This is a genomic window from Mycobacterium sp. E2462, assembly GCF_001672685.1.
In the GTDB taxonomy this organism is placed as follows: Bacteria; Actinomycetota; Actinomycetes; order Mycobacteriales; family Mycobacteriaceae; genus Mycobacterium.
The window spans coordinates 1-14,194 of record NZ_LZKC01000075.1 but is presented as its reverse complement, the minus strand read 5'-3'; the positions used below and the strand labels follow the sequence as shown (position 1 = coordinate 14,194).

Annotated in this window: 15 protein-coding genes; 9 read left to right on the top strand and 6 right to left on the bottom strand. The window is 70.7% G+C overall.

Annotated features, from left to right (window positions below):
- From A5714_RS03780 to A5714_RS03770, 3 genes are all read left to right on the top strand, one after another.
- Positions 1-350: TrmH family RNA methyltransferase (locus A5714_RS03780; protein ID WP_304528500.1), on the top strand; the 350-nt coding region annotated here is incomplete at its 5' end.
- A gap of 33 nt (positions 351-383) precedes the next feature.
- Complete coding sequence (locus A5714_RS03775) at positions 384-1,529, top strand: glycoside hydrolase family 76 protein (protein ID WP_068282904.1); 1,146 nt, start codon at positions 384-386, stop codon at positions 1,527-1,529.
- A gap of 7 nt (positions 1,530-1,536) precedes the next feature.
- A complete protein-coding gene (locus A5714_RS03770; protein WP_068282902.1) occupies positions 1,537-3,486 on the top strand; it encodes an acetoacetate--CoA ligase in 1,950 nt (649 codons plus the stop codon).
- Here A5714_RS03770 and A5714_RS03765 read toward each other — a convergent pair.
- Together A5714_RS03765 and A5714_RS03760 are read right to left on the bottom strand one after the other, a co-directional pair.
- Positions 3,445-4,146, bottom strand: a complete 702-nt coding sequence (locus A5714_RS03765) for a DedA family protein (protein ID WP_068282899.1) — start codon at positions 4,144-4,146, stop codon at positions 3,445-3,447. The genes A5714_RS03770 and A5714_RS03765 overlap by 42 nt on opposite strands.
- A gap of 52 nt (positions 4,147-4,198) precedes the next feature.
- On the bottom strand, positions 4,199-5,014 hold the full coding sequence (locus A5714_RS03760; RefSeq protein ID WP_068070920.1) for a hypothetical protein: 816 nt from the start codon (positions 5,012-5,014) through the stop codon (positions 4,199-4,201).
- Between the two features lie 115 nt (positions 5,015-5,129).
- Here A5714_RS03760 and A5714_RS03755 point away from each other — a divergent pair, with 115 nt between their 5' ends.
- Entirely contained in the window at positions 5,130-5,549 is a 420-nt protein-coding gene (locus tag A5714_RS03755; protein WP_068070922.1) for a DUF3151 domain-containing protein, read from the top strand.
- 27 nt (positions 5,550-5,576) lie between these two features.
- Here A5714_RS03755 and A5714_RS03750 read toward each other — a convergent pair whose 3' ends face one another.
- Genes A5714_RS03750 through A5714_RS03740 form a run of 3 tightly spaced genes read right to left on the bottom strand, consistent with a single transcriptional unit; the run spans position 5,577 to position 7,950 of the window.
- Complete coding sequence (locus A5714_RS03750; RefSeq protein WP_068282896.1) at positions 5,577-6,473, bottom strand: cation diffusion facilitator family transporter; 897 nt, start codon at positions 6,471-6,473, stop codon at positions 5,577-5,579.
- 40 nt (positions 6,474-6,513) lie between these two features.
- Positions 6,514-7,293 (bottom strand): site-2 protease family protein, encoded by a 780-nt coding sequence (locus A5714_RS03745; protein ID WP_068070926.1) that lies wholly within the window; start codon positions 7,291-7,293, stop codon positions 6,514-6,516.
- A 9-nt stretch (positions 7,294-7,302) separates the two neighbouring features.
- Positions 7,303-7,950, bottom strand: coding sequence for a peptidase M50 (locus A5714_RS03740; protein WP_068282894.1), 648 nt, complete (start codon positions 7,948-7,950; stop codon positions 7,303-7,305).
- Between the two features lie 136 nt (positions 7,951-8,086).
- Between A5714_RS03740 and A5714_RS03735 the strand changes: the two genes are divergently transcribed.
- The 5 genes from A5714_RS03735 (at position 8,087) to A5714_RS03715 (ending at position 13,094) form a co-directional block, all read left to right on the top strand.
- Positions 8,087-9,385, top strand: coding sequence for an adenylosuccinate synthase (locus tag A5714_RS03735; RefSeq protein WP_068282888.1), 1,299 nt, complete (start codon positions 8,087-8,089; stop codon positions 9,383-9,385).
- On the top strand, positions 9,382-10,026 hold the full coding sequence (locus A5714_RS03730; RefSeq protein ID WP_068282885.1) for a PaaI family thioesterase: 645 nt from the start codon (positions 9,382-9,384) through the stop codon (positions 10,024-10,026). The genes A5714_RS03735 and A5714_RS03730 overlap by 4 nt, the downstream gene beginning before the upstream one ends.
- Positions 10,027-10,055: 29 nt before the next feature.
- A complete protein-coding gene (gene purT / locus A5714_RS03725) occupies positions 10,056-11,267 on the top strand; it encodes a formate-dependent phosphoribosylglycinamide formyltransferase (protein WP_068282883.1) in 1,212 nt (403 codons plus the stop codon).
- A gap of 164 nt (positions 11,268-11,431) precedes the next feature.
- Positions 11,432-11,872, top strand: coding sequence for a rhodanese-like domain-containing protein (locus tag A5714_RS03720; RefSeq protein ID WP_068070935.1), 441 nt, complete (start codon positions 11,432-11,434; stop codon positions 11,870-11,872).
- Positions 11,873-11,879: 7 nt separating this feature from the next.
- The gene (locus tag A5714_RS03715; protein ID WP_068282880.1) at positions 11,880-13,094 is read left to right on the top strand and encodes an O-succinylhomoserine sulfhydrylase; all 1,215 of its coding nucleotides are present in this window, start codon (positions 11,880-11,882) and stop codon (positions 13,092-13,094) included.
- On the opposite strand, the gene A5714_RS03710 is transcribed toward A5714_RS03715, so the two are convergent.
- Positions 13,091-14,194 (bottom strand): NAD(P)/FAD-dependent oxidoreductase (locus tag A5714_RS03710; RefSeq protein ID WP_068282876.1); only part of this gene is annotated, 1,104 nt, incomplete at its 5' end. The genes A5714_RS03715 and A5714_RS03710 overlap by 4 nt on opposite strands.

Here is a 14,194-nt window from a genome sequence, read left to right as displayed (position 1 = left end):
GGCGCTGGAACCGTCGCGGCGCCATGGTGACCGACCGGTACCAGCGGTTGTGCCACCACGACAGCACCGCCGAGCTGCTCGACTTCGCCGCGGCGGCGGGCCTGACCGCGGTGGCCGTCGACAACGTCCCGGGGGCGGCGCGGCTGGAGCAGGCCGCGCTGCCGCGCGAGTGCCTGCTGGTGTTCGGCCAGGAGGGGCCCGGCATCACCGACGACACCCGCGCCGGCGCGGCGCTGACCGTGTCGATCGCCCAATTCGGCTCGACGCGCAGCATCAACGCCGGCGTCGCCGCCGGGATCGCCATGCACGCCTGGGTACGCCAGCACGCCGACCTGTCACGGGCCTGGTGATCCCGGACCCCCGATGGGGCAGGATCGACAGCTATGGATCAGCTCTGGGCCAACCGCGCGGCCAGCGCCGAAGCCGCTGTGGCGCAACGACACCTGAAGCGGCTGTGGGGTTTGCCCGCGACCCAGCTCGGCGTGGTGGGCTGGCCGCCGACCCGGCGCGACCGGCTGTTCGGCACCTGGCACTACTGGTGGCAGGCGCACCTGCTGGACTGCCTGGTCGACGCGCAGCGGCGCGACCCGCAGGCCGAAAGGCGGGCCCGGATCACCCGGCAGATCCGCTCGCACCGGCTGCGTAACAACCTCTCCTGGACCAACAACTACTACGACGACATGGCTTGGCTCGCGCTGGCGCTGGAACGCGCCGCACGCATCGCCGACGTGCAACGCCCGGGTGCGCTCACCAAGCTCGCCGGCCAATTCGTCGGCGCGTGGGCGCCGCAAGACGGCGGCGGCATCCCGTGGCGCAAGCCGGGGAATTTCTTCAACGCCCCGGCCAACGGGCCGGCGGGGATCTTCCTCGCCCGCTACGGTGACCACCTGAGACGGGCCGGGCAGATGGCGGATTGGATCGACAGCACGCTGATCGATCCCGACACACACCTGGTGTTCGACGGCATCAAGGACGGCTCGCTGGTGCGTGCGCAGTACACCTACTGCCAGGGCGTGGTGCTCGGGCTGGAGACCGAACTCGCCGCCCGCACCGGCGCCGAGGTCCGGGCCCGCCACGGCGCCCGGGTGCACCGCCTGGTCGCGGCCGTCGCCGAACACATGGCGCCCGCGGGCGTCCTGACCGGCGCCGGCGGTGGTGACGGCGGGCTGTTCTCCGGCATCACGGCCCGCTACCTGGCACTCGTCGCCACCACCTTGCCCGGCGACTCGGCCGACGACGCCGTCGCCCGCGACACCGCGCGCCGGCTGGTGCTGGCCAGTGCCAAGGCGGCATGGGACCACCGGCAGACGGTCGACGGCCTGCCGGTGTTCGGACCGTTCTGGGATCGCGACGCGCAACTGCCCACCGCCGCCGGCAAAGAGGGGGAGTTCATCGAGGGCGCGGTAAGCGGATCGGAGATCCCCGAGCGGGACCTGTCGGTGCAGCTGTCGGGCTGGATGCTGATGGAGGCCGCCTGTAACGTCACCGCCGTGACTGCAGGCAACGACGCCGCCCCGCACCAGGAATGAGCCGCCGATGACCGAGCCCGGCAGCTGGATTCCCGACGACGCGACGCTCGACCAGGCCAACCTCACCCACTTCTTGGCCTGGCTGGCCGAGACCGGGCGCGGTCACTACGACGGCTATCCCGACTTGCTCCGCAAGTCCGTCGACGACATCGACTGGTTCTGGGACGCCGTCTGGCACTACTTCGACGTCCAGGCCGCCACCCCGCCGAGCGCCGTGCTCGGCAACCGCGCCATGCCGGGAGCCGAGTGGTTCCCCGGCGCCACCCTGAATTACGCCGGCGAGGTGTTCCGGCACGCGACCGACCAGCGCCCCGCCCTCATCGCCGCCGGCGAGGACGGCACCACCGAGTGGTCGTGGGCGCGGCTGCAGGCCGAAACCGCCGCGTTCGCCGCCTACCTGCGCGGCCTCGGGTTGCGGCCCGGCGACCGCGTCGTGGGTTACCTACCCAACATCGGCGAGGCGGTCGTCGCCGCCCTGGCCACCGCGGCGGTGGGCGCGGTGTGGGCGGTGTGCAACCAGGACGTCTCGGTCGACGGCGTGATCGCCCGGCTGGGCCAGGTGGAACCGGCCGTGCTGGTGGCCAGCGACGGCTCGGTGTACGGCGGCAAGCGCATCGACCGCCGCGCGGAGCTGGACACCATCCGCCGCGGCATGCCGACCCTGCGGGTCACCGTGGTGGTGCCGCGGCTGGGGCTGGATCACGACGGTGACACCGTGGCGTGGGCGGCCGCGATCGACAACGACGCGGCCCTGGAGGTCGCGGCCGTCCCGTTCGCGCACCCGCTGTGGGTGATGTTCTCCTCCGGCACCACCGGCAAGCCCAAGGGCATCGTGCACGGGCACGGCGGCGCCCTGCTAGAGCACCTGAAATACTTGAGCCTGCAACTGGATCTGCACGCCGGCGACCGCTTCCTGTGGTACTCGTCGACCAGCTGGATGATGTGGAACCTGCTGGTGTCCGGGCTGCTGGTGGACACCACCATCGTGTTGTACGACGGCAGCCCCACGCACCTGAGGACCGACGGGCTGTGGCGGGTGGCCGCCGAGACCGGCGTCAACGTGCTGGGCGCCGGCGCCGGTTACCTGCTGGCCTGCGCTAAGGAGGACCTGAAGCCGGGCGCGACCTACCCGCTGGACGCGCTGCGCGCGGTGGGGTCCACCGGGTCCCCGCTGCCCGCCTCCGGGTTCCGCTGGGTGCAGGAGGGCCTGGGCCGGTCGGTGCCGGTGATCTCGATGAGCGGCGGCACCGATGTCTGCACCGCCTTCCTCGGCGGCTGCGCAATCATGCCGGTGGTGGCCGGCGAGTTGTCGTGTATCTGCCTGGGCGCGGCCATCGAGTCGTGGGTGGGACCGCAACGACCCGTGATCGGTGAAGAGGGCGAACTGGTGCTGACCAAGCCGATGCCCTCGATGCCGGTGTTCTTCTGGAACGACGACGACGGCAGCCGCTATCGCGCCGCGTACTTCGACAGGTACCCGGGCGTGTGGTGCCACGGCGACTGGATCACCATCACCGAGCGGGGATCCGTTGTGGTGCACGGCCGCTCGGACGCCACCCTGAACCGGCTGGGCGTCCGGATGGGCAGCGCCGAGATTTACGGGGCGGTCGAGGGCCTGCCCGAGGTGGACGACTGCCTGGTGGTGGGCGTCGAGCAGGGCGACGGCGGGTATTGGATGCCGTTGTTCGTGTCCCTCGCGGATGGGGTGGAGTTCGACGACGCGCTGCGCTCGAGCATCGTCGCGGCGATCCGCGCGCACGCCTCACCGCGGCACGTGCCCGACGACATCCTGGTGGTGCCCGCCATCCCGCGGACCCTGACCGGCAAGCGGCTGGAGATCCCGATCAAGCGCATCCTGCTGGGCGCCGCGCCCAGCGAGGCAGTGCAGATCAGTTCGATCGACCGACCGGAACTGCTAGACGCCTTCGTTGCGTACCGTCGGGCCGGGGTGCGCTGAATCGGGGCTCTGCTCAACGGTTTTGGACCGGCGGCCGCGATAACCCCGCCAGGCCGCGACGAACGCCGGGATCATCGACACGAACAGGATCACCAGGATGATCTTTTCCAGGTTCTGGTGAACGAACGGCACGTTGCCCAGGTTGTACCCGATCAGCGTCACGCCGCCGCCCCACAGCACGCCGCCGACGATGTCGAATGCTAGGTAGACGGGGTAACGCATGTAGGAGACCCCGGCGATCACCGGGGTGAAGGTCCGTACGAACGGCAGGAAGCGGGCCAGGATGATCGCCCATGCGCCGTACTTCTCGAAGAAGGCGTGCGAGTCGGTGACGTAGTGCTTCTTGAAGAAGCGGGAGTCTTCCTTCTTGAACAGCGCCGGCCCGATCCGGCGGCCGATGAAGTACCCGGTCTGGTCGCCCAGGATCGCGACGATGGCGACGGCCGGGGCCAACACCCAGATGTCGAGCGTGCCCTTGGCGGCCAGCAGCCCGCCGGTGAACAGCAGTGACTCGCCGGGCAGCAGCGGGAACAGCAGCCCCGTCTCGACGAAGACGATGACCAGGATCGTCGGCAGCACCGCCGACGCGAAATAGCCCTGGGGACCAATCCAGGTCATCGGGTCGAGGATGTTGGGCAGGGCCGTCACGGCGGTGCTCATGGTCGTTCAACATACCGGCTCGGGGTGAGCCGCCGACCGGTTACGCGGTCGGTCAGCCGCTGGGCGACTGGCAGATCTTCCACTGGTCGTCGCGGTACTGCAGGTCGAGGCTGCGGGTCGAGCGCACCTGTGGGTCGTAGGCCATGAACGTCGTGACGTTGGCCTCGGCGTGCTGGCCGTTGATGACCACCTGGTCGATGCTGGCGATCACCGGGTACTGCTTGGCCGCCGAGACGCGGCCATACGATTCCTGCCACGAGTGCTCGTCGTAATCGGCGTAACCATCGCGGGTGGTCCCGCAGGTGATGGTGCGCAGCGTGGTGAGGTCGCCGCGCTGGATGGCGGTGTCGAAGTCCGAGATGGTGTGCTTGACCAGGTCTTCCTGGGAAGCCTTCGCGTGCTTGCCCCGGGTCAGCAGCACGGTGCCCAGGATGGCGATCGCCGCCAGCGCCAGCACGATGACGACCAGCGCCAGCACCCAGCCCCAGTTGAACTGCTTGGGCGGCCGCAGCCGCTCGCCGAAGCGCGGCGGGATCGACTGTGGCACAGCGGCTTTCTGCGGGGCGCCGAGCTGGCCGTGCGGCGGAGTGGCGAACACCTCGGTGGCGGGCTCCGGTGTGGTGGCGATGACCGTGGTCTCTTTGGCGTCGAATCCGGGCGCGGTGAAGCGGCGCTCGTGCGCGGGGTCCGACGTGTCGTCGGGGCCGCCTTGGGGCTCGCCCTGGTTGATCACCACGGTCTCGGTCTCGGCATCGCGGGGTATCAGCGGAACGTTCTCGGTGACGTCTTCGCTGGACACGTCGCCGGGCGCACCGGCGTCATAGGCCCACTCGTCGCCCGGTTTGTTCCGGGACTCGCGCGGATCCACGGCTGCTGTCCTCCTAGGAGTGCGGTAGTTGCAGAGCTTAGCGACGAATACCCCGCGATGGGGTGAGGGAGAGGTGCGGCGCCGGCCACGAAACCGCGAACTGCAAAATAGAGCTATGACGCCGATGGGAGATCTCCTAGGACCCGACCCGATCCTGCTGCCCGGCGATTTCGACGCCGAGGCCGAACTGCTCGCCGGCGAGAAACCGGGCATCGTCGCCGCCGCGCATCCGGCGGCGTCGGTGGCCTGGGCCGCGCTCGCCGAGCAGGCGCTGGCCGACGACCAGGCCATCACGGCCTACGCCTACGCCCGCACGGGCTACCACCGGGGCCTGGACCAGTTGCGCAGGAACGGCTGGAAGGGCTTCGGCCCGGTGCCCTACGCGCACGAGCCCAACCGCGGCTTCTTGCGCTGCGTGGCGGCGCTGGCGCGCGCCGCCGACTCGATCGGGGAGGCGCCGGAGTACGCGCGCTGCCTGGATCTGCTCGACGACTGCGACCCCACCGCCCGCGCCGCGCTGGGGTTGGACGGCTAGCAGGGTCTGAGAAGGTCCTAGAAGGTCCTAAAAGGTCTCAGCGCAGTCGGCTCCGCCCGGCCCTTCGATCTGCACGGTGGCGTGGTCGAGCCCGCGGGCCGACAGCACCGCGCGGGCGTCGTTCAGCACCCGCGCCGAGTCCGCCGAGCTGGTCAGGTGCGCGGTGCACATGTCCTTGCCGGGCGCGAGCGTCCAGACGTGGAGGTCGTGGACCTCGGTGACGCCGTCGACGGCGCCCAGCGCGGTCCGCAGCTCCTCGACGTCGATGTGGGTGGGCGACGACTCCGACAGGATCCGCAGCGTGTCGCGGGCCAGCGCGATGGCCCGGGGCAGCACCCACAGCGCGACCAGCACGGCCACCACCACGTCGGCGTAGGGCCAGTGCGTGGTCACGGTGACGATGCCGGCGATCAGCACGCCCAGGCTGCCGACGGTGTCGGCGACGACCTCCATGTAGGCGCCCTTGACCGCCAGGCTGCCCGACGACTGTGACCGCAATAGCAGCGCCACCGCGAAGTTGGCGGCCAGGCCGGCCAGCGCCACCACGATCATCGGGACGCCGGGGATCGGCGGCGCGTCGCTGAGCCGTTCGATGGCCTCGTAGAGGATGAACAGGGCCACCCCGACCAGCAACGCGGCGTTGGCGACCGCGGTGAACACCTCGGCGCGGTGCCACCCGTACGTCCGCGCGGGTGACGTGCTGCCCCGTCGGGCCAGCATGACGGCGGCCAGCCCCATGAACACCGCGACGACGTCGGTGAGCATGTGGCCGGCGTCGGCCAGCAAGGCGATCGAGTTGATCAGCAGCGACGTGACCAGCTCCACGACGAAGAACGCCGCGAGTATCGCCGCGGCCAGGATCATGCGGGGGATCAGCCGGGAGGAGTCCGTCCCGGCGGGGGTGTGGTTGTGCCCGGCGCCCATGGCCAGCAATATATGCGGATAATCGCATATATGGCAAGCGTTAGAACCAGCGGCTCCAGAAGCGGGTCAGCGCGTTGCCCCAGCCGACCAGCTGGTGCGGCACGCCGGACAGGTCGAACAGCGACAGCACGACGCCGAAGAACCATTGGTTGGCCGCCAGCGGCAGCAGCAGGAAGAGCAGGATGAAAAAGCCCCACTGCTTGGCCGGCGCCACGGCCCGCTGCGTCTCGGGGCTCAGGTGCGGTTCCAGGGCGTCGTAGCCGTCCAGGCCCGGGATCGGCAGCAGGTTCAGCAACAGCGCGGTGAGCTGAAGGAAGCCCAGGAACGCGACCGCGGACCAGAGCACCAGGTGGTGCGGGTTGAACAGCAACCGGGTCAACGCCAGCAGCAGCACCGCGAGCGCGAGGTTGGCCGCGGGGCCGGCCAGGGCGACCAGCGTGCGGCGTGCGGGCGTCATGAACCAGGTCCGCACGTACACCGCGGCGCCCGGCAAACCGATGCCGCCGAGCGCGATGATCACCAACGGCAACAGCAGCGACAGCGCCGGATGGCTGTAGCGGCGCGGGTCCAGCGTGAGGTAGCCGCGCACCGCCGCGTCTCGGTCGCCGAACCGCCAGGCGGTCACGGCGTGCCCGAACTCGTGCAGGCACAGCGATACCACCCAGCCGGCGATCACGAAGGTGAACACCCCGACGTAGGCGAGGGGACGCTCGGCGGACCCGGCCAGCCACGCGAGCACGCCGCCGAGCGCCGTCACGCCGAGGATGGCCAAAAACAGGGGGCTGGGTCGCACCGATTCGCGCCCGGAAGGCTTTCGCACCGGTCGAAACTATCGGACCAGCAGCCAGCCTTCGACGTGGCGGTAGAACGTCGACCGGCGCACCGGCCGCGCGGCCGGGACGCCGTCGCGCACCACGCTGACGCCGGTGCTGCCCAACTGGGCCGCGCGCCCGGCGGTCCAGCGGCGCCCGCGCACGCGGGCCCGCAGCCCGGGGTTCGCCGGCGTCGGTTCGACGTGCACGGCGGCCACCTCGCCGTCGAACAGCGTGGTGTCGTCGACGACGGCCTCGCCGTGCACGGCGAGGCCCCGTTCTGGCGGGTACCAGCCGGCCCGCCCGACGACCACCGACCCGGTCTCGTCGCGCAGCAACGTCACCCGGTGCGCGGCGCCGCGCCTGGCGCGCCGCGCCGCGCGTCGCCCCGCGGGCAGGCGGTACACCCGGGTCGCCCGCGTGCGACGGCGGGGCACGTAGGCCACCTCGACGTCCAACCGGTCGGCGCGCAGCAGCCCGGTCAGCACCGCGGCCAGGTCGGCGTCGGCCCCCACCACGACGACCCGCGAGTGCGGCGCCAGGTCGCCGGCCAGGTCGAGAGTTCCGTCGACGCGCACGGCGGGCAGGTCACGCAGCGTGGCGGGCGCGCGCGTCGCGCCGAACAACAACACCGTCACCTGGGCCGTGTTCGCGGCGCTATCCATGCGCTCCTCGCGGGCTTCGGGCTTGAGTCGAAATGCCTGGTTCCTCAGCGGGCCGCGAGCCGCCCGCATCGTCACAGGCTAAGGTGGGTCCCCGGCTGGACCACAATACGCAGGCGAGATCAGGTTGGAGCGTGTCATGCCGGCAATCGTCCTCATCGGCGCCCAATGGGGCGACGAGGGCAAAGGTAAGGCCACTGACCTGCTCGGCGAGCGTGTGCAGTGGGTGGTGCGCTATCAGGGCGGCAACAATGCCGGGCACACCGTCGTCCTGCCCACCGGCGAGAACTTCGCCCTGCACCTCATCCCGTCCGGCGTGTTGACGCCCGGCGTCACCAATGTCATCGGCAACGGCGTGGTGGTCGACCCCGGGGTGCTGCTCGACGAGCTCAAGGGCCTCGAGGATCGCGGCGTCGACACCTCCAAGCTGCTGATCTCGGCCGACGCACACCTGCTGTTGCCCTACCACGTGGCCATCGACAAGGTCACCGAGCGCTACATGGGCAACAAGAAGATCGGGACCACCGGCCGGGGCATCGGCCCGTGCTACCAGGACAAGATCGCCCGCATCGGCATCCGGGTCGCCGACGTGCTCGACCACGAGGTGCTGACTCACAAGATCGAGGCCGCGCTCGAGCTGAAGAACCAGATCCTGGTGAAGGTCTACAACCGCAAGGCGCTGGACCCGCAGCAGATCGTCGAGGCGCTGCTGGAACAGGCCGAGGGATTCAAGCACCGCATCGCCGACGCCCGGTTGCTGCTCAACAACGCCCTCGACGCGGGGGAGACCGTCTTGCTGGAGGGCTCCCAAGGCACCCTGCTCGACGTCGACCACGGCACCTATCCGTACGTGACGTCGTCCAATCCGACCGCGGGCGGCGCGGCGGTGGGCTCGGGCATCGGGCCCACCCGCATCACCACCGTGCTGGGCATTCTCAAGGCCTACACCACCCGGGTGGGGTCCGGCCCGTTCCCCACCGAGCTGTTCGACGAGAACGGCGAGTACCTGTCCAAGACGGGCGGCGAGTTCGGGGTCACCACCGGGCGGCGCCGCCGCTGCGGCTGGTTCGACGCCGTCATCGCCCGCTACGCCACCAGGGTCAACGGCATCACCGACTTCTTCCTGACCAAGCTCGACGTGCTGTCCAGCCTGGAGACCGTGCCGGTGTGCGTCGGGTACCGCATCGACGGCCAGCAGATTCACGACATGCCGATGACGCAGAGCGACCTGCACCGCGCCGAGCCGATCTATGAAGAACTGCCCGGCTGGTGGGAGGACATCTCCGCGGCGCGCGAGTTCGACGACCTGCCGGCGAAGGCGCGCGACTACGTTCTGCGGCTCGAAGAGCTTGCCGGGGCGCACATGTCCTGCATCGGCGTCGGCCCGGGGCGCGACCAGACCATCGTGCGTCGCGACATCCTGGCGGCCCGCCCGTGACCGACGCCCAGCCGGACGCGCGCGAGCTGGACCCGGAATACCAACGCCACGGCGGCTTCCCGGAATACGGCCCGGTCACCCCCGGCCCGGGCTTCGCCCGGTTCGTCGAGACCATGCGCCGGCTGCAGGACCTCGCCGTATGCGCCGACCCGGGCGACGACGTGTGGGACGACGCGGCGGACCGGGCCGCGGCCCTGGTGGAGCTGCTGAGCCCGTTCGAGGCCGACGAGGGGCAGGCGCCGGCGGGGCGGGCGCCCGACCTGCCCGGCATGGGCAGCCTGCTGCTGCCGCCGTGGGTGTTGACGCGCTACCAGCCCGACGGTGTCGAGATGACGGGCCGATTCAGCCGCTTCCACGTGGGCGGCAACCACGCGGTGCACGGCGGGGTGTTGCCGCTGCTGTTCGACCACATGTTCGGCATGGTCTCGCACGCCGCGAATCGGCCGATCAGCCGGACCGCCTTCCTGCATGTCGACTACCGCAAGGTCACGCCGATCGACACCCCGCTGGCGGTGCGGGGGCGGGTCACCCGCATCGAGGGTCGAAAGGCGTTCGTGTCCGCGGAGTTGGTCGACGGCGACGACGCCGTGCTGGCCGAGGCCAACGGCCTGATGGTGCGGCTGCTTCCCGGCCAGCCGTGACCCGTCGGCGCCCGACCTATCCTTGAGCCGTGACTGACGGCGGAACCGAAGGACAAGACGACCCGACCGCGGTGCTCGCCGCTCCCGCCGGTGACGCCGATTCCCGACGGTCGGTGCTGCTGTTGGGCGCCGACGAGCTGGCCCGCGAGTTGGCGATCGCCCTGGGGCGCCTCGGCGCGCGGGTGATCGTCGCCGAGGAGTACCCGCACGCGCCCGCGCACGGGGTGGCCGACCAGTCGGTGATCATCGCGCTGGCCGACCCCGCCGACGTCTCGAAGGTCGTGCAGCGGCTGCGCCCTGACGTGGTCGTTGCCGCGAGCGACACCGTCGCCGGCGACGCCCTGGACGCGGTGGCGTCGGGGCCCGGCGGCCACCGGCCCGAGGTGGTGCCCGGCGCGCGTGCGGTGCGGCTGGCCGCCGACCGCGAGGGCCTGCGCCGGCTGGCCGCCGACGAGCTGGGGTTGCCGACCGCGCCGTTTTGGACCGTCGGGTCGGCGGGTGAGCTGGAGGCCGTCGGCGCCCACGCCGGCTACCCCTTGGTGGTCAAGCCGGTCAGCGGCCCGCTCGGGCGGGGCCAGTCGGTGGTCACGGGCCGCGACGACGTCGGCCCCGCGTGGCAACGCGCGGTCAGCGGCGGGCAGCACCGCGCGCTGGCCGAGTCGGTGGTCGAGGTGGAGCACTATGTCACGCTGCTGGCGGTGCGCGTCGAGGGCCCCAGCGGTCCGTCGATCGAGTTCTGTTCACCGATCGGCCATCGCGACCCGGGCGCGGGTGTGTCGGAATCCTGGCAGCCGCAGAAGTTGAGCGAGGCCGCGACGGACGCCGCCAGGTCGATCGCCGCCCGTATCGTCAAGGCGCTCGGGGGCACCGGCGTGTTCGGCGTCGAGCTGATGGTCAACGGCGACGAGGTGTATTTCGCCGACGTCTCCGCCCGCCCGCGCGACAGCGCCTGGGTGACGCTGCGTGGTCAGCGGCTGTCCGCCTTCGAGCTGCAGGCCCGCGCCATCTTGGGCCTGCCGGTGGACACCGTGATGGTCTCGCCGGCGGCCGCCCGCGCGGTGACGCCGACCGCGGCGGCGAGCGCCGCCGCGCTGTCCCGGGCGCTCGACGTGCCGGAGAGCGACGTGCTGGTGTCGGGCCGGGCGTATCAGGCGCTGGCCACCGCCCCGGACGTCGCGGCCGCGCGCGAGCGCGCCGGGGAGGTCGCCCACCAGCTGGCCGATCGTCACCCACCGGCCTGAACCCACCGGCCAAACAGGGGCGCGGCCTCGCTACGATCGCAGGTCAGGCATCGCGCAGCGGTGGTGGTGGCCCGCGGGGGCTGATCGCCTCCCGTGAGCACAGGATCCTTCGTTGTCGACGACGGCGCCGACGAAGAATCGACTACGAACGAGGTCATACGAGCATGAGCACAGGTCACGCAGGCTCCTACGCGGGCGACATCTCTCCCCTTGACGCATGGAAGCTGCTCAGCGACAACCCGAACGCGGTACTGGTGGACGTCCGCACGGACGCGGAGTGGCGTTTCGTGGGCGTTCCCGACCTGTCCAGCCTCGGGCGCGACGCGGTGTTCATCGAATGGAACACCTCCGACGGCAGGCACAACGAGCGTTTCGCCGACGAGCTGCGCGAGCAGGTCGCGGACGCGCCCGCCGGTGAGGAGCGGCCGGTGGTGTTTTTGTGTCGCTCGGGAAACCGCTCGATCGGTGCCGCCGAGGTCGCGACCCAGGCGGGCATCACCCCGGCCTACAACGTGCTGGACGGGTTCGAAGGCCAGCTCAACGCCCAGGGCCACCGGGGCGAAACCGGTTGGAAGGCAATCGGTTTGCCTTGGCGGCAGGGATGACGCGGTCATGACCGAGTCGGTCCGCACGCCCAAGGCGTTGCCCGACGGCGTCAGCCAGGCCACCCTCGGGGTGCGCGGCGGGCTGCTGCGCTCGGGGTTCGAGGAGACCGCCGAGGGACTGTTCCTGACGTCGGGCTACGTCTACGAGTCGGCGGCGGTCGCCGAGCAGTCGTTCACCGGCGAGCTGGATCACTTCGTGTACTCGCGATACGGCAACCCGACGGTGACGATGTTCGAGGAGCGGCTGCGGCTCATCGAGGGGGCGCCGGCGGCCTTCGCGACGGCGAGCGGCATGGCGGCGGTGTTCACGTCGCTGGGCGCGCTGCTGGGGGCCGGGGACCGGCTGGTCGCCTCGCGCAGCCTGTTCGGGTCGTGCTTCGTGGTGTGCAACGAGATCCTGCCGCGCTGGGGTGTCGAGACGGTTTTCGTCGACGGCGACGACCTGGACCAGTGGGAACAGGCGCTGTCCGTACCCACCACGGCGGTATTCTTCGAGACGCCGTCCAACCCGATGCAGTCGCTGGTCGACATCGCCGCGGTGTGCGAACTCGCCCACTCCGCGGGCGCAAAGGTCGTGCTGGACAACGTCTTCGCCACGCCGCTGCTGCAGCAGGGGCTGCCGCTCGGGGTGGACGTCGTGGTCTATTCGGGCACCAAACACATCGACGGCCAGGGCCGGGTGCTGGGCGGCGCGATCCTCGGCGACAGGGACTACATCGACGGCCCGGTGCAAAAGCTGATGCGGCACACCGGGCCCGCGCTCAGCGCCTTCAACGCCTGGGTGCTGTTGAAGGGCCTTGAGACGCTGGCGGTTCGGGTCGCGCACAGCAACGCGTCGGCCCTGAGGATCGCGGAATTCCTACAGGACCACCCCGCCGTGCGGTGGGTTCGCTACCCGTATCTGGCCTCGCACCCGCAGTTCGACCTGGCCAAGCGGCAGATGTCCGGCGGCGGCACGGTGATCACCTTCGAGCTCGACTGCCCGCAGGGCGCGGCCAAGCAACGCGCCTTCGAGCTGTTGGACAAGCTGGCGCTGATCGACATCTCCAACAACCTCGGCGACGCCAAATCCCTTGTCACGCACCCGGCGACCACCACGCACCGCGCGATGGGTCCGGAGGGCCGCGCGGCGATCGGGCTCGGCGACGGCGTGGTGCGCATCTCGGTCGGGCTGGAGGGCACCGACGACCTGATCGCCGACATCGATCAGGCTTTGGGCTAGCCGGCCGCCTTCTGCTCGGCCGCCTCGGCGCGTTCGGCCGCCGCCAGGGCGCCCTCCGCGGCCTGCTGCTCGACCCAGTTCACCAGCGGCCGGGCGTAGATCATCTGGCTGGTGATCGCCATCTGACCGCGGCTGCGCCCCAGAAACGAGATGCCCCAGGCGAACATCGCCGCGATCCGGTTGCGGTGGCCGATGAGGTAGTACAGGTGCAGCACCAACCACGCCAGCCAGGCGATGAAGCCGGCGAATTCGACCTTGCCGACCTGGGCGACGGCGCTGTAGCGCGAGATCAGCGCCATGCTGCCCTTGTTCAGATACTTGAACGGCTTGCGCGTGGCCGGGTCGTCCTGACCCTTGACGGCCTGCTTGATGAGCGCGGCGGCGTACTTGGCGCCCTGGATGGCGCCCTGCGCCATCCCCGGCACCCCGGGCACCAACATCAGGTCGCCGACGACGAAGACGTACGGGTGCCCCTTGACGGTGAGATCGGGCTCGACGATGACTCTGCCGGCGCGGTCGGTCTCGGTGCCGTCGGATTGTTCGGCGAGCATCGCGCCCAGCGAGCTGGCCTGCACGCCGGCCGCCCACACCTTGCACGCGCACTCGATGCGACGCTCGCCGCCGTCGGAGTCCTTGACGGTGATGCCCATGTAGTCGACGGCGGTCACCATGGCGTTGAGCTGCACCTCGACGTCCATCTTCTCCAGTCGCCGTTGCGCTTTGAGGCCCAGCTTGGGACCCATCGGCGGTAACACGGCGGGCGCGGCGTCGAGCAGGATGACGCGACACTCGCTGGGGGTGATCGTGCGGAACGCGCCCGCCAGGGTGCGCTCGGCGAGCTGGACGATCTCACCCGCCAACTCGACGCCGGTGGGGCCGGCCCCGACCACGACGAAGGTCAGGCGCCGTTTCCGCTCGGCCGGGTCGGTGGCCACCTCGGCGGCCTCGAAGGCTCCGAGGATGCGGCCGCGTAGCTCGAGCGCGTCGTCGATGCTTTTCATGCCGGGCGCGAAGGCGGCGTACTCGTCGTGGCCGAAGTAGGACTGCTGCGCGCCGGCCGCCACGATGAGGCTGTCGAACGGCGTTTCGGTGTCCATGCC